We start from the raw sequence: 20,375 nt of genomic DNA on the forward strand, positions 1-20,375 counted from the left end.
AAGGCGGAGTCACCCGCCCTGCCGGCATACTCCGGTTCAGCAAAGGGCTTGCGAACGCAGCTCAGTACTCAGTACTTGCGGTTCGGAAACTCCTTGGCCGCCACGTCCATCGGGAAGATGCCTTCCTTGGTGACAATGCGCTTGGGCACGGTCTTGCCCGCCAGCACGGCGCGCGCGGTATCCATCAGCTGCGGCCCGAGCAGCGGGCTGCATTCCACCGTGACGTTCAGCTTGCCGGCCATCATGGCTTCAAACGCGCCCTTCACGCCGTCGATGGAGATGATGGTGATGTCCTTGCCCGGCTTGAGCCCAGCCTCTTCAATGGCCTGGATGGCGCCAATCGCCATGTCGTCGTTGTGCGCGAACAGCACGTTGATCTTCTTGCCCTCGGCCTTGAGGAAGGCTTCCATCACCTCTTTACCCTTGGCGCGGGTGAAGTCGCCGGTTTGCGAGCGGATGATCTTGTAGTGCGGGTCGGCCTTGATGATCTCTTCAAAGCCGCGCTTGCGGTCGATGGCAGGCGCTGAGCCGACGGTGCCTTGCAGCTCGACGATGTTCACGTCGCCGCCCTTGGGCTTGACGTTTTCCAGCAGCCAACGGCCCGCCTTGCGGCCTTCCTCGACGAAATCCGAACCGATGAAGGTGGTGTAGAGCGAGGGGTCCTTGCTGTCGATACCCCGGTCGGTGAGGATGACCGGAATCTTGGCTGCCTTGGCCTCTTGCAGCACGGTGTCCCAGCCGGATTCCACCACTGGCGAGAACGCAATGACATCCACCTTCTGCGCGATGTACGAGCGGATCGCCTTGATCTGGTTTTCCTGCTTCTGCTGCGCGTCAGAGAACTTCAGGTTCACGCCCTGCGCCTTGGCCGTCGATTTGATGGATTCCGAATTGGCGGTACGCCATTCGCTCTCGGCGCCCACCTGGGCAAAGCCCATGGTGAACGACTTGTCAGCCGCGTGAGCCGCTGTGGTCAAGCCCGTAGCCAGCAGCACACCGGCTGCAGCCAGGAAGGTCAACACGGTCCGTCTGGCGCCCGCGGCGCTCGTTTTTTCCATCGTTTGTCTCCTTTATGGTGGAACGCAGCGGGTGACTGCCCCCGGGGCTGCGCACGTCGTCTTTGCAACGCGGTACACGAGTCAAACCCGGCATGTGGCGCCCGTCTTCCCTTGCCGGTGATTCGTGGTGAGCCATGGTATTGACAGCCTGACATGACCGTCTAATGTTTTTTTGGGGGCCAACCGATATCGCTTTTGATATCAGACCGGGCGTTTGCGCATCGTGCAGCGCACCAAAATCGCGCGATGCGACGGCAGCCGTGCGGCCCGCTCAGACAGAGCGGTAGCGGTGGCGCATGCCAAAAACCGAGCATGCATATCGAAAAAGCTTCGTTCCGCTGCATACGGCTGCTTCTTACACTGGGCGCACTTGTTATGACGAGTTCCGCGCCTGATGACGACTTCCAACCTGCACCGCCAACCGGCCCCGCCGCTCTATGAGCGGATCAAGGGCACGCTGCGCGAGGGCATTCTCAGTGGCCACTACGCGCCGGCATCACTGCTGCCGTCGGAAGCGGCCCTGGGCGAGCAGTTCAACGCCAGCCGCATCACCGTGCGGCAGGCGTTGGCCGATCTGCAGAACGAAGGGCTGATCTTCCGCCGCCACGGAAAAGGCACGTTTGTGAGCCAACCCAAGGCGTTCCAGAACGTGACGGCGCTGCAGGGCTTTGCCGAGGCGATGTCGGCACAAGGTCATGCCATTCGCAACCATGTGCTGAAGCTGCGGACAGTGCCCGCGCCGACCGATGTGGCACAGGCGCTGCAACTGCCGTCCGGTTCGCCCGTCACCGAATTGCATCGCGTGCGGTTGCTGGATCAATTGCCGGTGTCGCTTGAGGTGACGTGGCTGCCGGAAGCACTTGGCAGCATCGTCGCCCGAGCGGACCTCGTCGCGCGCGATGTGTTTCTTGTGCTGGAGCAGGACGCAGGTGTGGCGCTCGGCCACGCCACGCTTGCCATCGATGCGGCATTGGCTGACCACGCCACCGCCGCCGCGCTCGACACGGGCGCAGGCGCAGCGCTGCTGCGCGTGGAGCGCCTGACGCATGACGCGCAAGGCACGCCCATCGACTTTGAACGCCTCTATTTTCGTGGCGACGCTTTCCAGTACCGGCTCCGGCTGGATCGGCAAGTGGCGGCGCACGCGCAATCCATCCTTCCTCTGCAAGGCACTGTATGAACACGTTGGAACTGGAGTACGACCTCGTCGTCGTGGGCGGTGGCACGGCCGGCCCGATGGCGGCCATCAAAGCAAAAGAACGCAACCCCGCGCTGCGCGTGCTGCTGATCGACAAGGCGCACGTGAAACGCAGCGGCGCCATCTCGATGGGCATGGATGGGCTGAACAACGCCGTCATTCCCGGGCATGCCACGCCGGAGCAATACACGCGCGAAATCACGCTGGCCAACGATGGCATCGTCGATCAATCGGCCGTGTATGCGTATGCACAGCACAGCTTTGCCACCATCGAGCAGCTCGACCGCTGGGGCGTGAAGTTCGAGAAGGACGAAACCGGCGACTACGCCGTCAAGAAGATCCACCACATGGGCAGCTACGTGCTGCCGATGCCGGAGGGCCACGACATCAAAAAGGTGCTGTATCGGCAGCTCAAGCGTGCGCGGGTCGAGATCACGAACCGCATCGTCGTCACCCGTGTGCTGACGGATGCAAATGGCGCGGCCTGCGGCGTGCTCGGGTTCGATTGCCGCACTGCAGATTTTCTCGTGGTGCGTGCAAAGGCCGTGGTGCTGAGCTGCGGGGCTGCGGGGCGGCTTGGTTTGCCATCGTCGGGCTACCTGATGGGCACGTACGAGAACCCCACCAACGCAGGCGATGGCTATGCGATGGCGTATCACGCGGGCGCAGAGCTTGCCAATCTGGAATGCTTCCAGATCAACCCGCTCATCAAGGATTACAACGGCCCCGCCTGCGCGTATGTGACCGGCCCGCTGGGTGGCTACACCGCCAACGCCCACGGCGAGCGCTTCATCCAGTGCGACTACTGGAGCGGCCAGATGATGTGGGAGTTCTACCAGGAGCTGCAGGGTGGGAAGGGCCCGGTATTTCTCAAGCTCGACCATCTGGCCGAAGAAACCATCCAGACCATCGAGACCATCCTGCACACCAACGAGCGACCCAGCCGCGGCCGCTTCCACGCCGGGCGCGGCACCGATTACCGCACGCAGATGGTGGAGATGCACATCTCGGAAATCGGCTTCTGCAGCGGGCATAGCGCGTCGGGCGTACACGTGAACGCGCGCGCGGAGACAACGGTGTGCGGGCTCTACGCCGCCGGCGACATGGCCGCCGTGCCGCACAACTACATGCTGGGCGCGTTCACGTATGGCTGGTTTGCGGGGCAGAACGCGGCGGACTATATCGCCGGCCGGCAAGGCGACGCCCGCATCGACGACGCGCAGATAGAACGCGAGCGCGCGCGTATCTTTGCGCCGTTGCAGCGCGATCACGGCCTGGCTCCCGCCCAGGTGGAATACAAGCTGCGCCGCATGGTGAACGACTACCTGCAGCCGCCCAAGGTCACGCGCAAGATGGAGATCGGCCTGCGCCGCTTCGACGAGATTGCCGAAGACATCACGCACCTGCACGCGCGCAACCCGCACGAGCTGATGCGCGCAATGGAAGTCAGCTTCATCCGCGATTGCGCTGAGATGGCCGCACGCGCCTCACTCTTCCGCACCGAGAGCCGCTGGGGCCTGTATCACCACCGCGTGGACTACCCCGAGCGCGACGACGCCAACTGGTTCTGCCACACGCGCTTGTACAAGGACGCGCATGGCGCCATGGCCAGCCGCAAGCAGGCGGTTGAACCGTACGCCATCCCTGTCGATGTGCTCGGCACCGATTCCTACGCGCACCTGCGCATTCCGAAGGCTGCATGACCATGCAACAGACGACTGTTCATTTCACCCACACGCCGCACGACATCACCTCGCGCAGCAGCGCGCCCGTCACCATCGACGAAGCCAAGTGCATTGCCGATAAGGGCTGCACCGTGTGCGTCGACGTCTGCCCGCTCGACCTGCTGGCCATCGATCTGACCAAGGGCAAGGCCTTCATGCAATTCGACGAATGCTGGTACTGCATGCCCTGCGAGCAGGACTGCCCGACCGGCGCGGTGAAGGTCGACATCCCGTACCTGTTGCGCTGAGGTGACGATGACAACAACCCTCCTGGCGCGCCTGCACGACGCAGATGCCACCACCCGCCGCGTTGCCCTGCTGCAGATCGCGGATGAAGAAGACGCCGATGCGCTGCCCAACGTGATTGCGCTGCTTGCGCACGACCCCGCGCCGGAGGTCCGGCTGGAAGCGGCGCGCATCCTGGCGACGTGGGAGCAGCCGGATACGGTGGCCGCGCTCGCCCGTGCGTTGGAAGACGTGGATGGCGCCGTGCGTGATGCGGCAGCAATCGGCCTGGGGGATTTGAAATCGCCCGACTCCGCGCCCGGGCTGTTGCGTTACGTAGACCACGCGAGCGCCTTTGTACGCGCCGCCGCGTTGCGCGGGCTTCGTGAGTTGCGCGTGCCCGAGAGCGAAACGCCCGCGCTGCACGCCTTGCAGGACGCCGTTGCCGCCGTGCGCCGTGAGGCCGTTGCGGTGCTCGGCTGGCGCAAGCATGTGGGGGCGCTGCCTGCGTTGGCGGAACGCGCGCGTCATGACGCAGATGCCGAGGTACGCCGTGCCGCAGTGGGTGCCCTCGGCCTTGCCACCGATGCCGCCGTGCTGCCCGCGCTGCTAGATGCACTGCACGACACCGCATGGCGCGTGCGCGAGGAAAGCGCCAGCACGCTCGGCAAGCTGCGGGCGCTCGCGCCTGACCCGGACGTCACGCAAGCGTTGGTCGATGCGCTGGCAGATGCGTATTGGCAAGTCCGTCTGCAAGCCGCCCGCGCGCTGGGCCGGTGGCGCGCCGCGCATGCCGTGGATGCGCTCGCCGCGCTGCTCGCGCACCCGATCAGCAATCTGCGCAAGGAGGCTGCGCTCGCATTGGGCGAGACCGGCGATGCCTCTGCCCTGCCCGCGTTGCGCACAGCAGAAGGCGATAGCGACCCGGAAGTCGTCAAGGCCGTGCGGATCGCATTGGCACAGATCGAGGGCGCCCGTGCAGCCGCCTGAGCACATCGACAACGACATCGCACAAGGCCGGTTGCGCCTGCACTGGGCGGACGCCATTGTGGCGCTAAGCCACGTGATGTTGCGCAAGGCATGCCGCTGTGCGGAGTGCCAGTTCAAGCGCCATCACGGCACGCCCATCAACGTGCCGGCCAACGTGCGCGTCACCACCGTCGAGCCCGCTGGTTACGGTATGCAACTGGTGTTCAGCGATGGGCATGCGCGCGGCATTTATCCGTGGGCGTATCTGGCCGAGTTAGCCGCAACTGCCGCGGCCGGCTGAACGTGGCGGGCTCGCATCCATCAGAAGTTGCCGAACCGGCCAATCCAGGCGGCAGCGCCTTTGCTATGGCCCTTGATTGCCGCGTCCAGTTCAGCGCGCGTGAGCCCATTGGGCAGCGCGTCCGGCGCCAGATCCGTGGCGATCAGCACAAAGACGTAGTGGTGCATGCCGGTGCCCTTGGGCGGACACGGCCCGAGGTAGGCCGGCTTGCCGATGGCGTTCTGGCCCATACGCAAAGCACCGCCGGTGCCAGCGCCTTCGGGCAGGCTCGTCTGCGCAGCCGGGATGCCGTAGGCCATCCAGTGGTTCACGCCCAGGCCGCCCGCGCCCTGCGGGTCGGTGGTGATCAGCACGAGGCTGTTGGTACCGGCGGGCACGTTGGACCAGTGCAGCGGCGGCGAGACGTTGTCTCCCGTGCAGTTGGCGTTGGCGGGGTTCTTGCCGGCGTATTTGCGGTCCATGACGCCGTTGTCGGCAAACGTGGGGGACTCGACGGTGAACGTGCCATAGGCCTGCGCATGCACATGCGGCACAGCAGACAGGCACGCCAGCGACAACAACGCGCGAAACAGGGTTGGCTTCAAGGCAGGTCTCCTGGCAGGAAAAGCGGCAAACGGGCACAACAATACGCGAATGCGCAGCCCGTGCGCAGAGGCATCAACGCACAGATGGACGTCAGATTGCCGTGCGACAATACCGCGCCCCAGCGCAGCGTTTGCCGCGCGCTCTTGCCTGACCTGACCATAGGAGAACCGGACGCATGTTCGGCGATATCACGCGTTTTCTGCTCGACACGATCTTCTCGCTCTTTGGCGCGGCACTGCTGCTGCGCGCCTGGACGCAAGCGGTGCGGCTGTCACCGCGCAATCCGCTGTCGCAGGCCATCTTCCAGTTGACCGGCTGGCTGGTGCATCCGCTGCGCCGCGTGATTCCGGCCACGGGCTATATCGATTGGTCGTCGCTGGTGGCGGCCTATGCCACGGCGCTTGTGTATCTGTTCCTGCTGCTGGCATCGGTGGGCGTGAGCCCGATGGCGCTCGTGCCGATGGGCTTTGTGGCGGCGCTCTTTACGGTGCTCAAGTGGGCGTTCAACGTTCTGGTGTGGGTGACCATTGCGTCGGCCGTGCTGTCATGGATGGGGCCGGCATCGCCCATGGGCGCGGTGCTCAACACGCTGGTCGATCCGCTGTTGCGCCCGATCCGCCGCGTGGTGCCGCCGCTGGGCGGCCGGCTCGATCTGTCTCCGCTGATCCTGCTGGTGATTGCGCAGGTGATCGTGATCGCGCTGTCGCATCTGTCGCTCTCGCCGTTGTTCATGTGAGGGCGGCACGCGCCTTGCTCGACTGAGGGATATGCCGGCCGCTGCATCTGGCCGGCACCTCAGGAGGACATCATGAACGCATGGAAAACAGCGCTGGTCTGCGCGATTGCCGTGCTGGCTCCCACGCTCACGGCGTGTACGGCAGGCGGCGCAGTGGCAGGCGGCGTGGCCGGCCACGAGATCACGCATAGCACGGCCGGGACGATCGGGGGTGCCGCAGCCGGCGCCGTCATCGGGCACGAACTGAGCAAGTAACCAAGTAATCAATACAGCGGCCGACCAGCCGCTTTTTTTTCAGGCTTGCGCAAACAACGCCCGGTAGGCGCTGGGTGACGTGTGATACGTCCGGCTGAAATGCTGCCGCAGCGATACCGCGCTGCCGAACCCCGCCAGTTGCGCAATCGCTTCGACCGGCTGGCGTGTGGTCTCCAGCATGCGCTGCGCATAGGCCAGACGCTGCCCGAGCAACCATTGGCCGACGGTGGTTCCCGTCAACTCACGAAAGCGCCGCGTGAAATTGCGGCGGCTCATGGCCGCGCGCTCGGCCAGCGAGTCCAGCGAATGCGGCTGCGCCAGGTTGGCCACCGTCCAGTTCAACAGATCCGACAGGCGATCGCCGCCTGGCGCATCGTGCAGCGGTTGCTCGATGTATTGCGCCTGGCCGCCCTGCCGGTGAGGCGCCACCACCAGCCGCCGTGCAATCCGGTTGGCCACCTCCGCGCCATGCCAGCGGCGCACCAGGTGCAGGCAGCAATCCAGCCCGGCGGCCGTGCCTGCGGATGTCACCAGCCGGCCGTCGGCGGCGTCCAGATACAGCACATCCGGTACAAGCTTCACACGCGGGTAGCGCTGCGAGAACGCATCGGCGGCGCTCCAGTGCGTGGTTGCCTCATGGCCGTCGAGCACACCTGCCTCCGCCAGCACAAAGGCGCCCAGGCACAGGCCGACCACCGTAGCGCCGCGCGCGTAGGCGTCGCGTACCACGTTCACCATGGCCGCCGGCGGCCGCTCCTTCGTATCACGCCATGACGGCACGATCAGCACGTCGGCGCGGGCAGCGTCTTCAAGTGTGAAGTCGGTCTGCACGCCAAACCCGGCAGTGGTGCGCAGGCCGCCCTTCCTGGGCGGCTCGCCGGCACAGATCCGCAGGTTGTAGGACGGCAGCCCCGCCCAGATGCGGTCTTCAAACACGAGACACGGCACGGACAGGTGAAACGGGCTGATGTCGTTGAATGCCAGAACGGCGATTTCCTGAGGACGCTGAGTTTGCTGAGGTGGCATACGGGGCTCCGCGCTTTGGCCCGATTCTTTCGATAAACGTCTTCCGGGCCACTGTCGGGAAGGATAGACATTCGCGAAGATGCTGTCCACGGGCTCACGCAACTGCCCGCTCCAACCGACCTTGAGGAGTCAGCCATGACCACGAACAACACCCCGAAGCGCGCCCTGATCGTCATTGATGTGCAGAACGAATACTTCACGGGCGGCTTGCCGATCGAGTATCCGGACCCGCAACAGACTGTGGCCAACGTTGGTGCTGCCATGGATGCGGCGCGCGAAGCCGGCATTCCGGTGATCGTCGTGCAGCAGACCTCGCCGGCCAGCTCGCCGCTGTTTGCCATCGACACCGATGGCTGGCAACTGCACCCGGTGGTGGCATCGCGCCCGCATGACCACTATCTGCGCAAGCTGCTGCCCAGCGCCTATCCGGAGACGGACCTGGCGCAATGGCTGGAAGCACGCGGCATCGATACGCTGGCCGTGGTGGGCTACATGACGCACAACTGCGACGCATCGACCATCAACCACGCCCTGCACAACGGCACGGCGGTGGAGTTTCTGCACGATGCATCAGGCGCGGTGCCGTATCAGAACCAAGCCGGCTTTGCGAGTGCGGAAGAGATCCACCGCGTGTTCAGCGTGGTGCTGCAATCGCGCTTCGCGGCGGTGATGTCGACCCAGGAATGGGTGCACAGCGTGAAGACCGGCGCGGTGCCGGTGCGCGACAACATCTACAAGTCGAATCAGCGGGCGCGCGGGCTGCTCAAGGATGAAGTGGCGCAACAGGCAGCCTGACCGTTCTGCCGGCCGCCCCTTCTTCGGCCGGCAGAAACCCGCGGAACGACACCTCCACCTGCTCCAACATCGACGCCGATGTGGCTTCGCGCAGGGCCGCCAGCAACGCATCGAACGCGCTTTCCACGGAGGCGCGGTCGGTGGCCTCGACCAGGCGCTGGCGGATCGGATGCTCGGCCGAGCTGAATGTGCGTGCCGCAATGTCCATGAGGTACATGCGCGCCGCCGCCAGCGAACGCTTGCGCGCCGGTGCTGCGGAGGCACCCGCCTTGGGTGCTTCGGGTGCCTCGGGCTGCGGCTCGGCCACCTGAACGAAGACGGCGTCGCCGGCAACATCGGTTGCGCTCTGAATGAACCCGGCCTGCATCAGCTCGAACACGGCCTGCGCCTCCAGGCCGAGCTGACCGGCACGCACGGCAAGGTCCTCGCCCGTGACGTGGCCATCCACCATGATCAGCAGCGCTCGGCTTGTGCGGCTGAGCGCGCCGTTGCGCGTGGCAATTTCACGGCGCCCCGCGTCGGTTTTTTCGAATCGTGCAGATAACCCCTGCATGGCAGCCTCCTATCCTCCCCCGAAGATCGGCACAACATAGGGTGGCTTGTTTGCAGAATCGTGAAACCAGGGCGCCTCCCTCTCAGGCGGCACCGGGCAAACGCTTGCACTCAGGTGGATGTCGGCAAATCCAGACACCCTCCCCCGAAGGGGGGCTGACAACGCGCACGTATCGTTGATGCGGCCGCCGCCGGCATGGCCTGACGCCGCATCGCCGGCCCGCTATTGCCTGCGCGTTCTTCCAGCTCTACTATTTGTTGTTACCGGTACCAAAATCGCATCACAAACCTCCGGAAACCGCCACGCCGATTCCCCGCAGAGGGAACCCAGTTCCACATCACGACCGAGACACCATGCCCACCCAACCCCCACGCAGACTGCGCAGCCAGCTTTGGTTCGACGATCCGAGCCACGCAGACATGACTGCCCTCTATGTCGAACGCTTCATGAACTACGGCCTGACGCGCGAAGAGCTGCAGTCGGGCCGGCCGATCATCGGCATTGCACAAACGGGTAACGATTTGGCGCCGTGCAATCGGCACCACCTGGAACTGGCGCAGCGTGTGAAGGCCGGCATACGGGACGCGGGCGGCATTCCGATGGAGTTTCCGGTTCACCCGCTTGCCGAACAAAGCCGCCGCCCGACCGCTGCGCTCGACCGCAATCTGGCCTATCTCGGTCTGGTCGAGATCCTGCACGGGTTCCCGCTTGACGGTGTTGTGCTGACGACCGGTTGCGACAAGACCACGCCCGCCTGCCTGATGGCCGCCGCCACGGTCGACCTGCCGGCAATCGTGCTGTCTGGCGGGCCAATGCTGGACGGCTGGCACGATGGCAGACGGGTCGGCTCCGGCACCGTCATCTGGCATGCGCGCAACCGGCTGGCTGCCGGCGACATCGACTACGAAGGCTTCATGGAGTTGACCACCGCGTCGTCACCGTCGATCGGCCACTGCAACACGATGGGCACCGCGCTTTCGATGAACAGCCTGGCCGAAGCGCTGGGCATGTCGCTGCCTGGGTGTGCCAGCATTCCGGCGGCGTATCGGGAGCGCGGGCAGATGGCCTATGCCACCGGCAAGCGCATCGTCGACCTGGTGCACGAAGACATTCGCCCCTCGAAGATCATGACGCGCGCGGCGTTCGAGAACGCCATCATGGTGGCCTCGGCGCTGGGCGCGTCGACCAACTGCCCTCCTCACCTCATCGCCATCGCGCGCCACATGGGCGTGGAACTGAGCCTCGAAGACTGGCAGCGCCACGGAGAATCGGTTCCGCTTCTGGTGAACTGCATGCCGGCAGGCGAATACCTGGGTGAGAGCTTCCATCGCTCGGGCGGCGTGCCGGCCGTATTGCGCCAGCTCGACGCGGGCGGCTTGCTGCGGCGCGATTGCCCCACCGTGTCGGGCCGCATGATCGGCGCGATTGCCGATGCCGCCCCTGCCGCCGACAGCGACGTGATTTTTCCTGTGGATGCACCGCTGAAGCACCGCGCGGGGTTCATCGTGCTGTCGGGCAACTTCTTCGACAGCGCCATCATGAAGATGTCGGTGGTGGGCGAGGCGTTCCGGCAAACCTACCTGAGCGAACCCGGCGCGGAAAACGTCTTCGAGACGCGAGCGATCGTCTTCGATGGCCCCGAGGACTATCACGCCCGCATCAACGATCCGGCCCTCGCCATTGACGAGCGCTGCATCCTGGTCATCCGTGGCTGCGGAACGGTCGGCTATCCGGGCAGTGCCGAGGTCGTCAACATGGCACCGCCGGCGGCGCTCGTTAAGCAAGGGATCGAATCGCTGCCGTGCATGGGCGATGGCCGGCAGAGCGGCACCTCCGCAAGCCCGTCCATCTTGAACATGTCTCCGGAGGCGGCAGCGGGTGGCGGCCTCGCGCTATTGCGCACGGGCGACCGCATCCGCGTGGACCTCAATGCGCGCAAGGTTGATGTATTGATCGACGCGGACGAGCTTGAACGCCGCCGTGAAAGCGCAACGTTCAGCGTGCCGCAGTCACAAACGCCTTGGCAGGAAATCTATCGAAAGTTCGTCGGGCAGCTTTCAACAGGCGGATGCCTGGAGCCGGCAACGCTGTATCTGAATGTCATCGAGACGCGCGGCAATCCACGGCACTCGCATTGACGCAGGAAGCAGCCGGCGGCGCGCTGCCGGCTACGCACTCTCGCGCTCGACAACGCTGAATTCGATGTGCGAGAGCTTGCGCGCGCCCGTGGCCTCGCTAACGCCCAGCGCATCGAGCAATACCTCGCCCGTGCGCAGCCCGATGCCATAGGCATCGACGGAGATCGTCGTGATGGTCGGGTGGCAACACCACGCGACTTCAAAATTGCCGAACCCTGCAACAGCGATGTCGCCGGGCACGGACAGGCCGCGCCGGTGGCATTCCATGATGGCGCCGAATGCGGACATGTCGCTCACGCACATCACGGCATCGGTATCGGGCCACGCTTCCAGCAAGGCCGCCATGGCAGGCCCGCCGTGGCTCATGGTGATGGGGGAATCGCCCAGGCGGATCACGCGCGGCTCGCCAAGGCCAAGCGCCTTGATTCCGCTTACGTATCCGCGCAGGCGGTCCGTACCGCGCCGGTCCAGCTCGCTTGCGCCGCACAGGAAACCGATGCGCCGGTAGCACCGCGCGTACAGGTGACGCAGCATCGCGAGCGACGCCTTGGCGTTCGAGAACCCAACCGCCTTATCGATCGGGCGCTCAGGCAGATCCCACATCTCGACGATCGGGATGCCGGCGCGCTCCAGTAGCGCGCGCGTGCCTGCACTGTGGTGGCGCCCTGTCAATGCGATGCCACGCGGCTGATGGCGCAGCAGCGACTTCACCAGCGCCTCTTCCTGGTCGAGGTGGTAATCGGTGTCACCCAGCAGCAATTGCAGGCCATGCGGCGCAAGCGCATCCGTCAGCCCGCGCACGGTATCGGCAAAGTTGGAACTGGCCAGCGACGGCACCAAGGCAGCGACGAATTCCGACCGGCCGCTGGACAGCATCCCGGCAGCGGCCGTTGCAACGTAACCGAGCGCATCGATGGCCTGTTGCACACGGGCACGGGTTGCGGGCGACACGCTGCCGCCTGCCAGCACCCGCGATACCGTCATCTTCGACACGCCGGCAATGCGCGCAACATCGGACATGCGAGGAGGTGTGGGGCCGGTGGTCATGGAGAAACGTCTATGCGCAAGGGGAAAGAGGAAAGGGAGTGGCGATCATAGCGGAACCGGCGATGATGCAGCCGGGCGCTAGGCCTGCGCCAGCGCGCGGCCGATGCGGTCCGCCATGCCGGCAACACCAACAACGAGGCGCTTCTCCCTGCGGGCATCCAGTCGGCTGATGGGCACGCTGGAACTCACGGCAACGTGCTTTCCCAGCGGCGTGACACCGACGAACGCAGCAAAGCAGGCCAGCCCCGCTACCACCTCCTCACGCTCCGTCGCCAGTCCCCGCACGCGAATGCTTTCAAGCTCACGGAGGAGATCGGCCCGGCGCGTGGTGGTGCGCTCCGTCATGGCGGCAAGACGGGCAGGCAGCAGCGCGCACACCGCTTCGTCATCAAGGCTGGCGAGAAGCGCCTTGCCCAGCGCGCAGCAATGCGCCGGCAGGCGCAGGCCGACATCCGATACCAGGCGGACCGGCCGCGGCGCATCCTCTCGCGCGATGTACACGACTTCCGTGCCGTCGAGCACGGCAAGCTGGACGACCTCGTTGTGTGTGGCCACGAAGGCGGCGGACTCACGCCGGAACGCTGCCAACAAGCTGTCGTGGCGGAAATAGGCGTTGCCCAGCTCAAACAGGGTCAGGCCGATCAGATAGCCGTCGGCCCGCTTTTCGATCCAGCGGCGCTTTTCCAGAGACTCCAGCAGCAGGTACAGCGTGCTTCTGGACATGCCCGTCGCCTGCGCCAATGCGGCCGGACGGACGGGAGACGTTGCCGCGCAAAGTATTCCCAGCACGTCATGAATGCGCTTGAGTGCTGGCACCTCGTAATCTGTCTTCACTGGAAACCTGCTCCGCTCATGATTGGCTCGATTGTCCAACAGGTTGGAAATTGCGTCACCGTGTTGGACACCCCGCATCGCCGTCTCTACGATCACGCGGGTTCCCTGCCAACACGGGTGTCCAATTTATGGAGCGCACATGACCGCCATCGCCAACTATTTGCCGCACGATCTGGAGCAATCAACGCTCGTTGGTCGGGTCTGGCGTACGACTGCCAACGGCGAGGGGCCTTCTGTCGTGGTGGTGCTCAATGGTGTCGTGTTCGACATCACGGAAGCCGTGCCAACGGTGGCAGATCTGTTCGAGCATCCTGACGCACTGGCCGTGGCCCGGCAGGCATCGGGCGAAAACCTGGGCCGCGTCGAACCGCTTGTCGAACGCTCCCTGGCCGCCGATCGCACGGGCAGCGCGCCAACCCTGCTTGCGCCGAACGACCTCCAGGCGATCAAGGCTTGCGGTGTGACGTTCGCGGTCAGCCTGATCGAGCGGGTGATCGAAGAACAGGCCGGCGGCGACCCGGCCAAGGCCCGCGACGTGCGCGAGTCGATTGTCGGCGTGGTGGGCTCGGACCTCTCCAAGATCGAGCCCGGCTCCGATGCTGCCATGCGGCTCAAGGAGGAACTGCAGCGCCGGGGCGCATGGTCGCAGTACATGGAAGTCGGTATCGGCCCAGATGCGGAAGTGTTCTCCAAATCGCAGCCGATGTCGGCGGTCGGGTTCGGCGCCGACGTGGGCCTGCATCCGGCCTCGCGCTGGAACAACCCGGAGCCGGAGATCGTGCTGGCGGTCAGCAGCGCCGGCCATGTCGTCGGAGCAGCGCTCGGCAACGACGTGAACTTGCGCGACATCGAAGGGCGCTCCGCATTGCTGCTGGGCAAATGCAAGGACAACAACGGCTCCTGCGCGATCGGCCCGTTTGTGCGCCTGTTTGACGAGCACTTCACGATCGACACGATTCGCGCGACGCAGGTGTCGCTGCGTGTTGAAGGCACGGACGACGACTTCACGCTCGACGGCGTAAGCCACATGAGCGAGATCAGCCGCGACCCGCTCGACCTCGTCGCCCAGACCTGCGGGCCGCATCACCAGTACCCGGACGGCTTCATGCTGTTTCTCGGCACGATGTTCTCGCCGATCAAGGACCGTGACGCACCGGGTGCCGGCTTCACACACCACCTCGGCGACCGCGTAACGATCAGCGCCCCTGCGCTCGGCGCGCTCGTCAACACGGTACGCCTGTCGACAGAGATCGCGCCGTGGACGTTCGGTGTCCGCGCCCTGTATCGCAACCTGGCGGCACGCGGGCTCGTCCGTCAGGGCTGACCTATCGTCGCTACCGAAACCGTCTCAGAAAACGCCACCGCACAGTCCGTGGAAGGCAGCCCCTTGACCGGCGAGCGGAACGTGAATAATCCGCCGGCAAGCGGCTGCTCCTGCAACGCCTCGTCCGTCAGGCCCTTTCGGGCGGTGGTCGCATAGACCGTCTGCAAGTCATCGCCGCCAAATGCGAGCTTGGTGATGTTGGAACAAGGGAAGTCGACGCGCCCGATGCACCGGCCGTCGGGCGAGAACCGCTCGATCCGTCCTCCGCCAAACAGCGCGACCCACACGCACCCTTCCTCGTCGACCGCCATCCCGTCCGGGTAGCCGGTACCCTCGATCGCAGTGAAGACGCGCTTGCGTTGCAGGCTGCCGTCGTCGGCGAGGTCAAAGGCATAGACCACACGCTGCAAGGTATCTGTGTGATACAGCGTGCGGCCGTCGGGGCTCGCGGTCGGGCCATTCGTAATCACGTAGCCTGAATCGCGCACGCTCAGCCCGCCATCCAGACCGACGCGGTAGAGCTGCCCGCTCGGCTCGCGCTCCCCATCGTCCATCGAGCCAAACCACAGTGCCCCGGTGCGATCGACAAAGCCGTCATTCAGACGGTTTCCCGGCCGATCGGTCTCGACCGGCAACACGCGACTGAAGCTGCCCGTTGCAAACGCGAACCGGTAAAGGCCGCCCTGCACGCCGCAGATCCAGTTGCCATCAACGCAAGGCAGCGCAAAGCCGATCTGGCCGGGCGCGACCCAGCTACGGCACACAGCGGTATCGGAGTCATATCGGTAGAGCCGTCTGCCTTTGATATCGACAAAGACCACGCAGCGCAATGCGGCGTGCCACACCGCGCCTTCGCCCAGCGTTGCCGCTATGCGCCAGAAGCATTCCGGAATGATTTGCGCCTTCATCCGCCGTACCACCCGGCATCGACAAAGTACTCACGCGCCGTGCAACGCGCGGCATCGTCTGACGCAAGAAACAAGGCCATCCGCGCCACGTGTTCCGGCTCGACACGCTCATGCAGGCATTGCTCGGCCAGCAGCTTGGCTTCGCTCTCGGGCGATTGCCAAAGTGCCATCTGCCGCGGCGTGCGGACAGCGCCGGGCACGATGCAATTGACACGGATGCCGAATCCGCCAAGGTCGCGCGCAAGCCCACGCGTCAGGCCCTCAATGCCGGCCTTGGACGTCATGTAGATGGCGAGGTCCGGCTGGGCAAGATGCCACGAGATGGACCCGAGGTTCAGGATCACGCCGCGCCCCAGCTTCTTCATGCCGGGCAGCACGGCTTGCGCGCAGAAGAACTGATGGCGCAGGTTCACCTCGATGCGGTTGTCCCAATAGGCCTGCGACACCGTTCCAATTTGATGGCGGTCATCATTCGCGGCGTTGTTGATCAGCACTTCGATGGGGCCCGTTTCGGCTTCAATGTCCGAGAACGTGGTGTTCAGCGCGTCGATATCGCGCAGGTCGCAGTAGCGGAAGACCGGCGGATGCACGCACTCGCCCAGCGACGCCGCCAGCGCCTCTGAGTCCGCACCCGCAATATCCAGAAACGTAACGCGCGCGCCCTGTTTGGCAAAGCCTTCGACGATGGCAGCACCAATGCCGCTACCGCCGCCGGTAATCAAAACGTTCTTGTTAACAAGGCTCGGATAAATTGCATAAGACATAGGAGATTCCAGTTACAGCAAAAGGGATAAAGCCCGAAGCGCAAATTCAGCGGCGGCCGGAGCGCGAGATGACATCCACCCAGACGGCCAGTACGAGGATGCCGCCCTTGACGATCATCTGCCAGTACGCATCCACGTCGAGCATGGACATGCCGTTGTCGAGACTGGCCATGACGAGCGCGCCGACCAGCGCGCCGTAGACCGTGCCCGCGCCGCCGCGCATTGACGTGCCCCCGATAAAGCAGGCCGCGATGGCATCCAGCTCGCCCATGGTTCCGGCGGACGGTGAGCCCGCAGCGAGACGCGCCGTATTGACGATGCCGGCGAACGCACACATCAGGCCCATGAGCCCGAAGATGGCCAGCTTCACGCGATCGGTGTTGATGCCCGACAGGCGCGTGGCCTCCAGGTTCGAACCCACGGAGTAGATACGGCGCCCGAACACGGTCTGGCTGGCAATCCACGAAAAAATGCCCAGTAGCGCCAGAACGAGCAAAACGGGCACCGGGATACCGCCATAACTGTTGAGCGTGGCGACAAATGCAACGATGACCGCGCCCGCAACAATCAACTTGGCGACGTCTTGCCATAGCGGGGCGACGTCAAGTTCATAGCGGCGGTGCTCACGCCGCTGCCTGATCACCACGAACACCAACAGGCAGAAGATCAGCACCGCCATCAGGTCACCCACCCGGCGGGGCAGATAGCCCTGGCCGATCAGCACGAAGCTGTCCGACACCGGCGCAATCGTCGAGCCATGTGTGAGGCCGAGCAGGATGCCGCGATACGCGAGCATGCCGCCCAGGCCAACGATGAAGGACGGAACGCCCCGGTAGGTTGACCACCATCCGTTGAACAGACCCATGGCCACCCCAAGCAGAAGCACCACAGGCACCGTCGCGACAATTGGCCAACCCAGTCCTTGATCGAGGATGGCAGCCACGCCGCCAAGCAAGCCCAACAGCGAACCGACGGAGAGATCGATCTCGCCCGCGATGATGACGAACACCATCCCGCAGGCCAGCATCCCCGTAATGGACATCTGCCGCAGCAGATTGGAGAGATTGCGAGGCGACGTAAATGCACCGTCGGTCAGCATCGAAAAGAACAGCCAGATCGCGGCCACGGCGATCAGCAACGCCAGGATCTTGTAGCGTGCGAAGAGTTGCCTCAGGCGCTGGGTTGCCTTGAGCGTGCTACGCGAAGGGTCCACCCCGCCGGCGGCTTGTGGGCTCGTCTGAGAAGTCATGCGTGGCCTACCTGATGAAAAGTGGATGCGTGCCGCACCGGTTGAATGGCTGCGGTCAGAATGTGTTCCTGCGTCAGCCCGTCGTTCACGAAGTCGCCACGCAGCTCACCCTCGCCGATCACCAGCACGCGATCCGAAATGCCGAGCACTTCCGGCAGCTCCGATGAAATGACGATGATGGCCATGCCGCGTTTGGCCAAGTCGCCGATCAGCTTGTAGATCTCGTACTTGGCGCCGACATCCACACCGCGGGTCGGCTCATCCAGAATCAGGACGCGCGGCTCGGTAAGCAGCATGCGAGTGAGGACGGCCTTTTGCTGATTGCCGCCCGACAGGCTGGCAATCGGCAGCATCGGATGCGCGGCACGCACGGCAAGCCGCCGCATCTCCTTGCGGATCGTGTCGAGTTCGGCCGCGCCGTCAATGCGCCCGAGACGCGAAAAACGCTGGAGTACGGCGAGCGTGATGTTGTGGCCGACACTCATCAGCGAGACGATGCCGTGACGTTTGCGGTCTTCCGGCACCATCGCAATGCCCGCACGAATGGCGTCAAGCGGCGCCCGGACTTTCAACGGTTTTCCGTCCAGTTCGAGCTCCACCTCACTGGCGCCTTCATACGCGCCATAAACCGCCTGCATCAGCTCGGTGCGCCCTGCGCCGACCAGCCCCGCCACGCCAAGAATTTCACCCCGCCGCACCGAGAAAGACACATCGTTGACCCGCTTGCGAGCCGGGTTGTTCGCGTCGTAGCACGTCACATTGCGCGCCTCGAAAACAACCTCCCCGATGGGATGGGGTTCGCGCGGGAACAGTTGCGTAATCTCGCGCCCGACCATCTGCGCAATGATTCGGTCGGTGGTCAGGTCCAGCATCGGCGCGGTGGACACATGGCGGCCGTCGCGGATGACGGTGACCGTGTCGCACACCGCTTCCACCTCGTCGAGCTTGTGCGAGATGTAGACACACGCAATGCCGCGCGCCTTCAGGTCGCGGACGATATCGAGCAGGATGCGCGTTTCAGCCGCCGTAAGCGACGACGATGGCTCGTCCAGAATCAGCAGCTTGGCGCGCTTGTTGAGCGCCTTGGCGATTTCAATCAGTTGCTGATGGCCGCCACCGTAGTGCATCACAGGCAACGCGACGTTGATGCCCTGAATGTTCAGGTCACGCAGCAACTTGTCCGCGCCCTGGTACATGGCCGAGTAGTTCATGCGGCCGCCGGGCAGCGTAATCTCGTTGCCGAGATAGATGTTCTCCGCCACCGACAATTCCGGCACCAGCATCAGTTCCTGATGGATGATGACGATGCCCGCACGCTCCGTGTCTCGAATGCCGCCGGCTTGGAGCGGTCGGCCTTCCCAGAGAATTTCTCCATCCCAGGTGCCGCTCGGGTACACACCGGAAAGCACCTTCATGAGCGTTGATTTTCCGGCGCCGTTCTCGCCGCACAGGCCAACACACTCGCCCGGCCTCACGGCCAGGTTGATACCGTCGAGCGCCTTCACACCGTCAAACGTCTTGACGATGCCGCGCATCTGCAACAGAGGTTCAGACATGCCTCGTCCTTGAGGTACGAACGCGGCCGGCGACAAAGCGTTGGCTCGCCGCCGGCACAAAGTGGCCCTGACTGCGCGACCTTACTGGCCGCCGATCTGAGCCTGCGTGTAGAAGCCGTCTTTCACCACCAGGTTGACGTTGTCCTTCGTGAGTTGGGTGGGCTGCAGCAACACCGTGTCGACCTTCTTCTTGCCGTTGTCGTACTGCGCGTTGTATTTGGGCTTGTCACCCTTGGCGAGTGCCACCGAAAGCTGCGCGGCTTCCGTCGCAATCAGCTTGAGCGGCTTGTAAACCGTCATCGTCTGCGTACCGGCAATCACGCGCTTGACGGCAGCAAGGTCCGCATCCTGCCCCGACACCGGCACTTTCCCGGCAAGCTTCTGCGCAGCCAGTGCCTGGATCGCGCCACCGGCCGTGCCGTCGTTGGATGCAACTACGGCATCGATCTTGTTGTTGTTCGCCGTCAGCGCGTTTTCGACAATACCCAGCGCCGCAGACGCGCTCCACTCGGGCACCCATTGCGAGCCGACGACCTTGATGTCACCGCGGTCGATGGCCGGCTGCAGCACCTTCAACTGGCCCTGCCGCAGCATCTTCGCGTTGTTGTCGGTGGGGGCGCCACCCAGCAGGAAGTAGTTACCCTTGGGCCGGACGTTGTAGACGCCCTGCGCTTGCAGCTCGCCCACCTTCTCGTTGTCGAAGGAGATATAGGCATCGACGTCGGCATCGAGAATCAGGCGGTCATACGACACCACCTTGATGCCTGCCTTCTTGGCTTCCGCCACCACATTGGTCAGCGCCTTGGAGTTGAACGGCACGATGACGATCACGTCGACACCGCGCGAGATCAGGTTCTCGATCTGGGAGATCTGACGTTGCTCGCTGGCATCCGCCGATTGCACCGACACTTTCGCGCCCAGCTTTTCTGCGGCAGCGACAAAGTAATCGCGGTCGCGCGACCAGCGCTCCACGCGCAGGTCATCAATACAGAAGCCGATTTCCGGATGCGCCTTGCTGGCATGCGCCAGGGGCGCTGCAATCGACAGGCTGGCGAGCATTGCACCGCAAAAGGCGGCCCTCAGAACACTACGGCGTTGGTTCGATTTCATGTCTCACTCCATCTTCTATT

Annotated in this window: 21 protein-coding genes; 10 read left to right on the top strand and 11 right to left on the bottom strand. The window is 64.4% G+C overall.

All coding sequences use genetic code 11. The features are described from left to right. Positions 1 to 68: 68 nt before the first annotated feature. Positions 69 to 1,058 carry an ABC transporter substrate-binding protein gene (locus M1D44_RS23045; RefSeq protein ID WP_024978458.1) on the bottom strand — a complete coding sequence of 330 codons (990 nt, stop codon included), beginning with the start codon at positions 1,056 to 1,058 and terminating at the stop codon, positions 69 to 71. Between the two features lie 394 nt (positions 1,059 to 1,452). Here M1D44_RS23045 and M1D44_RS23050 point away from each other — a divergent pair, with 394 nt between their 5' ends. Genes M1D44_RS23050 through M1D44_RS23070 form a run of 5 tightly spaced genes read left to right on the top strand, consistent with a single transcriptional unit; the run spans position 1,453 to position 5,475 of the window. Beyond that, the gene (locus tag M1D44_RS23050; protein ID WP_316852525.1) at positions 1,453 to 2,238 is read left to right on the top strand and encodes a GntR family transcriptional regulator; all 786 of its coding nucleotides are present in this window, start codon (positions 1,453 to 1,455) and stop codon (positions 2,236 to 2,238) included. Next, positions 2,235 to 3,959, top strand: coding sequence for a fumarate reductase/succinate dehydrogenase flavoprotein subunit (locus tag M1D44_RS23055; RefSeq protein ID WP_316852526.1), 1,725 nt, complete (start codon positions 2,235 to 2,237; stop codon positions 3,957 to 3,959). Before M1D44_RS23050 ends, M1D44_RS23055 begins: the two co-directional genes overlap by 4 nt. Before the next feature lie 2 nt (positions 3,960 to 3,961). Next, complete coding sequence (locus M1D44_RS23060; protein ID WP_004627681.1) at positions 3,962 to 4,228, top strand: 4Fe-4S dicluster domain-containing protein; 267 nt, start codon at positions 3,962 to 3,964, stop codon at positions 4,226 to 4,228. Between the two features lie 7 nt (positions 4,229 to 4,235). Further along, complete coding sequence (locus M1D44_RS23065) at positions 4,236 to 5,195, top strand: HEAT repeat domain-containing protein (protein WP_316852527.1); 960 nt, start codon at positions 4,236 to 4,238, stop codon at positions 5,193 to 5,195. Next, the gene (locus M1D44_RS23070; RefSeq protein WP_024978454.1) at positions 5,182 to 5,475 is read left to right on the top strand and encodes a DUF971 domain-containing protein; all 294 of its coding nucleotides are present in this window, start codon (positions 5,182 to 5,184) and stop codon (positions 5,473 to 5,475) included. The genes M1D44_RS23065 and M1D44_RS23070 overlap by 14 nt, the downstream gene beginning before the upstream one ends. Before the next feature lie 20 nt (positions 5,476 to 5,495). Here M1D44_RS23070 and M1D44_RS23075 read toward each other — a convergent pair whose 3' ends face one another. Next, the gene (locus M1D44_RS23075) at positions 5,496 to 6,059 is read right to left on the bottom strand and encodes a YbhB/YbcL family Raf kinase inhibitor-like protein (protein ID WP_316852528.1); all 564 of its coding nucleotides are present in this window, start codon (positions 6,057 to 6,059) and stop codon (positions 5,496 to 5,498) included. A 176-nt stretch (positions 6,060 to 6,235) separates the two neighbouring features. Between M1D44_RS23075 and M1D44_RS23080 the strand changes: the two genes are divergently transcribed. Continuing rightward, positions 6,236 to 6,796 (top strand): YggT family protein, encoded by a 561-nt coding sequence (locus tag M1D44_RS23080; protein ID WP_024978452.1) that lies wholly within the window; start codon positions 6,236 to 6,238, stop codon positions 6,794 to 6,796. A gap of 72 nt (positions 6,797 to 6,868) precedes the next feature. After that, entirely contained in the window at positions 6,869 to 7,051 is a 183-nt protein-coding gene (locus M1D44_RS23085; protein WP_024978451.1) for a glycine zipper 2TM domain-containing protein, read from the top strand. A 39-nt stretch (positions 7,052 to 7,090) separates the two neighbouring features. Here M1D44_RS23085 and M1D44_RS23090 read toward each other — a convergent pair whose 3' ends face one another. After that, on the bottom strand, positions 7,091 to 8,077 hold the full coding sequence (locus tag M1D44_RS23090) for a GlxA family transcriptional regulator (protein ID WP_316852529.1): 987 nt from the start codon (positions 8,075 to 8,077) through the stop codon (positions 7,091 to 7,093). A gap of 135 nt (positions 8,078 to 8,212) precedes the next feature. On the opposite strand from M1D44_RS23090, the gene M1D44_RS23095 reads away from it, so the two are divergent. Continuing rightward, complete coding sequence (locus M1D44_RS23095) at positions 8,213 to 8,872, top strand: cysteine hydrolase family protein (RefSeq protein ID WP_024978449.1); 660 nt, start codon at positions 8,213 to 8,215, stop codon at positions 8,870 to 8,872. On the opposite strand, the gene M1D44_RS23100 is transcribed toward M1D44_RS23095, so the two are convergent. Beyond that, positions 8,841 to 9,425 (bottom strand): hypothetical protein, encoded by a 585-nt coding sequence (locus tag M1D44_RS23100; RefSeq protein WP_316852530.1) that lies wholly within the window; start codon positions 9,423 to 9,425, stop codon positions 8,841 to 8,843. The genes M1D44_RS23095 and M1D44_RS23100 overlap by 32 nt on opposite strands. Before the next feature lie 353 nt (positions 9,426 to 9,778). Between M1D44_RS23100 and M1D44_RS23105 the strand changes: the two genes are divergently transcribed. Then, entirely contained in the window at positions 9,779 to 11,563 is a 1,785-nt protein-coding gene (locus M1D44_RS23105) for an IlvD/Edd family dehydratase (protein ID WP_112188388.1), read from the top strand. Positions 11,564 to 11,593: 30 nt separating this feature from the next. Here the strand turns inward: M1D44_RS23105 and M1D44_RS23110 are convergent, their stop codons facing one another. Together M1D44_RS23110 and M1D44_RS23115 are read right to left on the bottom strand one after the other, a co-directional pair. Continuing rightward, positions 11,594 to 12,610 (bottom strand): LacI family DNA-binding transcriptional regulator, encoded by a 1,017-nt coding sequence (locus tag M1D44_RS23110; RefSeq protein ID WP_316852531.1) that lies wholly within the window; start codon positions 12,608 to 12,610, stop codon positions 11,594 to 11,596. A 78-nt stretch (positions 12,611 to 12,688) separates the two neighbouring features. Beyond that, a complete protein-coding gene (locus tag M1D44_RS23115) occupies positions 12,689 to 13,444 on the bottom strand; it encodes an IclR family transcriptional regulator (RefSeq protein ID WP_316852532.1) in 756 nt (251 codons plus the stop codon). 139 nt (positions 13,445 to 13,583) lie between these two features. Here M1D44_RS23115 and M1D44_RS23120 point away from each other — a divergent pair, with 139 nt between their 5' ends. Further along, positions 13,584 to 14,768, top strand: coding sequence for a fumarylacetoacetate hydrolase family protein (locus M1D44_RS23120; protein ID WP_316852533.1), 1,185 nt, complete (start codon positions 13,584 to 13,586; stop codon positions 14,766 to 14,768). Here the strand turns inward: M1D44_RS23120 and M1D44_RS23125 are convergent. From M1D44_RS23125 to xylF, 5 genes are all read right to left on the bottom strand, one after another. Beyond that, a complete protein-coding gene (locus tag M1D44_RS23125; protein ID WP_316852534.1) occupies positions 14,759 to 15,676 on the bottom strand; it encodes an SMP-30/gluconolactonase/LRE family protein in 918 nt (305 codons plus the stop codon). The genes M1D44_RS23120 and M1D44_RS23125 overlap by 10 nt on opposite strands. Next, the gene (locus M1D44_RS23130; RefSeq protein ID WP_316852535.1) at positions 15,673 to 16,440 is read right to left on the bottom strand and encodes an SDR family NAD(P)-dependent oxidoreductase; all 768 of its coding nucleotides are present in this window, start codon (positions 16,438 to 16,440) and stop codon (positions 15,673 to 15,675) included. The genes M1D44_RS23125 and M1D44_RS23130 overlap by 4 nt, the downstream gene beginning before the upstream one ends. Positions 16,441 to 16,486: 46 nt before the next feature. Continuing rightward, positions 16,487 to 17,689 (bottom strand): sugar ABC transporter permease, encoded by a 1,203-nt coding sequence (locus M1D44_RS23135; protein ID WP_112188396.1) that lies wholly within the window; start codon positions 17,687 to 17,689, stop codon positions 16,487 to 16,489. Continuing rightward, entirely contained in the window at positions 17,686 to 19,245 is a 1,560-nt protein-coding gene (gene xylG, locus M1D44_RS23140; protein ID WP_316852536.1) for a D-xylose ABC transporter ATP-binding protein, read from the bottom strand. Before xylG ends, M1D44_RS23135 begins: the two co-directional genes overlap by 4 nt. 81 nt (positions 19,246 to 19,326) lie before the next feature. Beyond that, positions 19,327 to 20,355 carry a D-xylose ABC transporter substrate-binding protein gene (xylF, locus tag M1D44_RS23145; protein WP_024978439.1) on the bottom strand — a complete coding sequence of 343 codons (1,029 nt, stop codon included), beginning with the start codon at positions 20,353 to 20,355 and terminating at the stop codon, positions 19,327 to 19,329. Positions 20,356 to 20,375 lie beyond the last annotated feature (20 nt).

The sequence above is a fragment of the Ralstonia sp. SA306 genome, assembly GCF_054792405.1.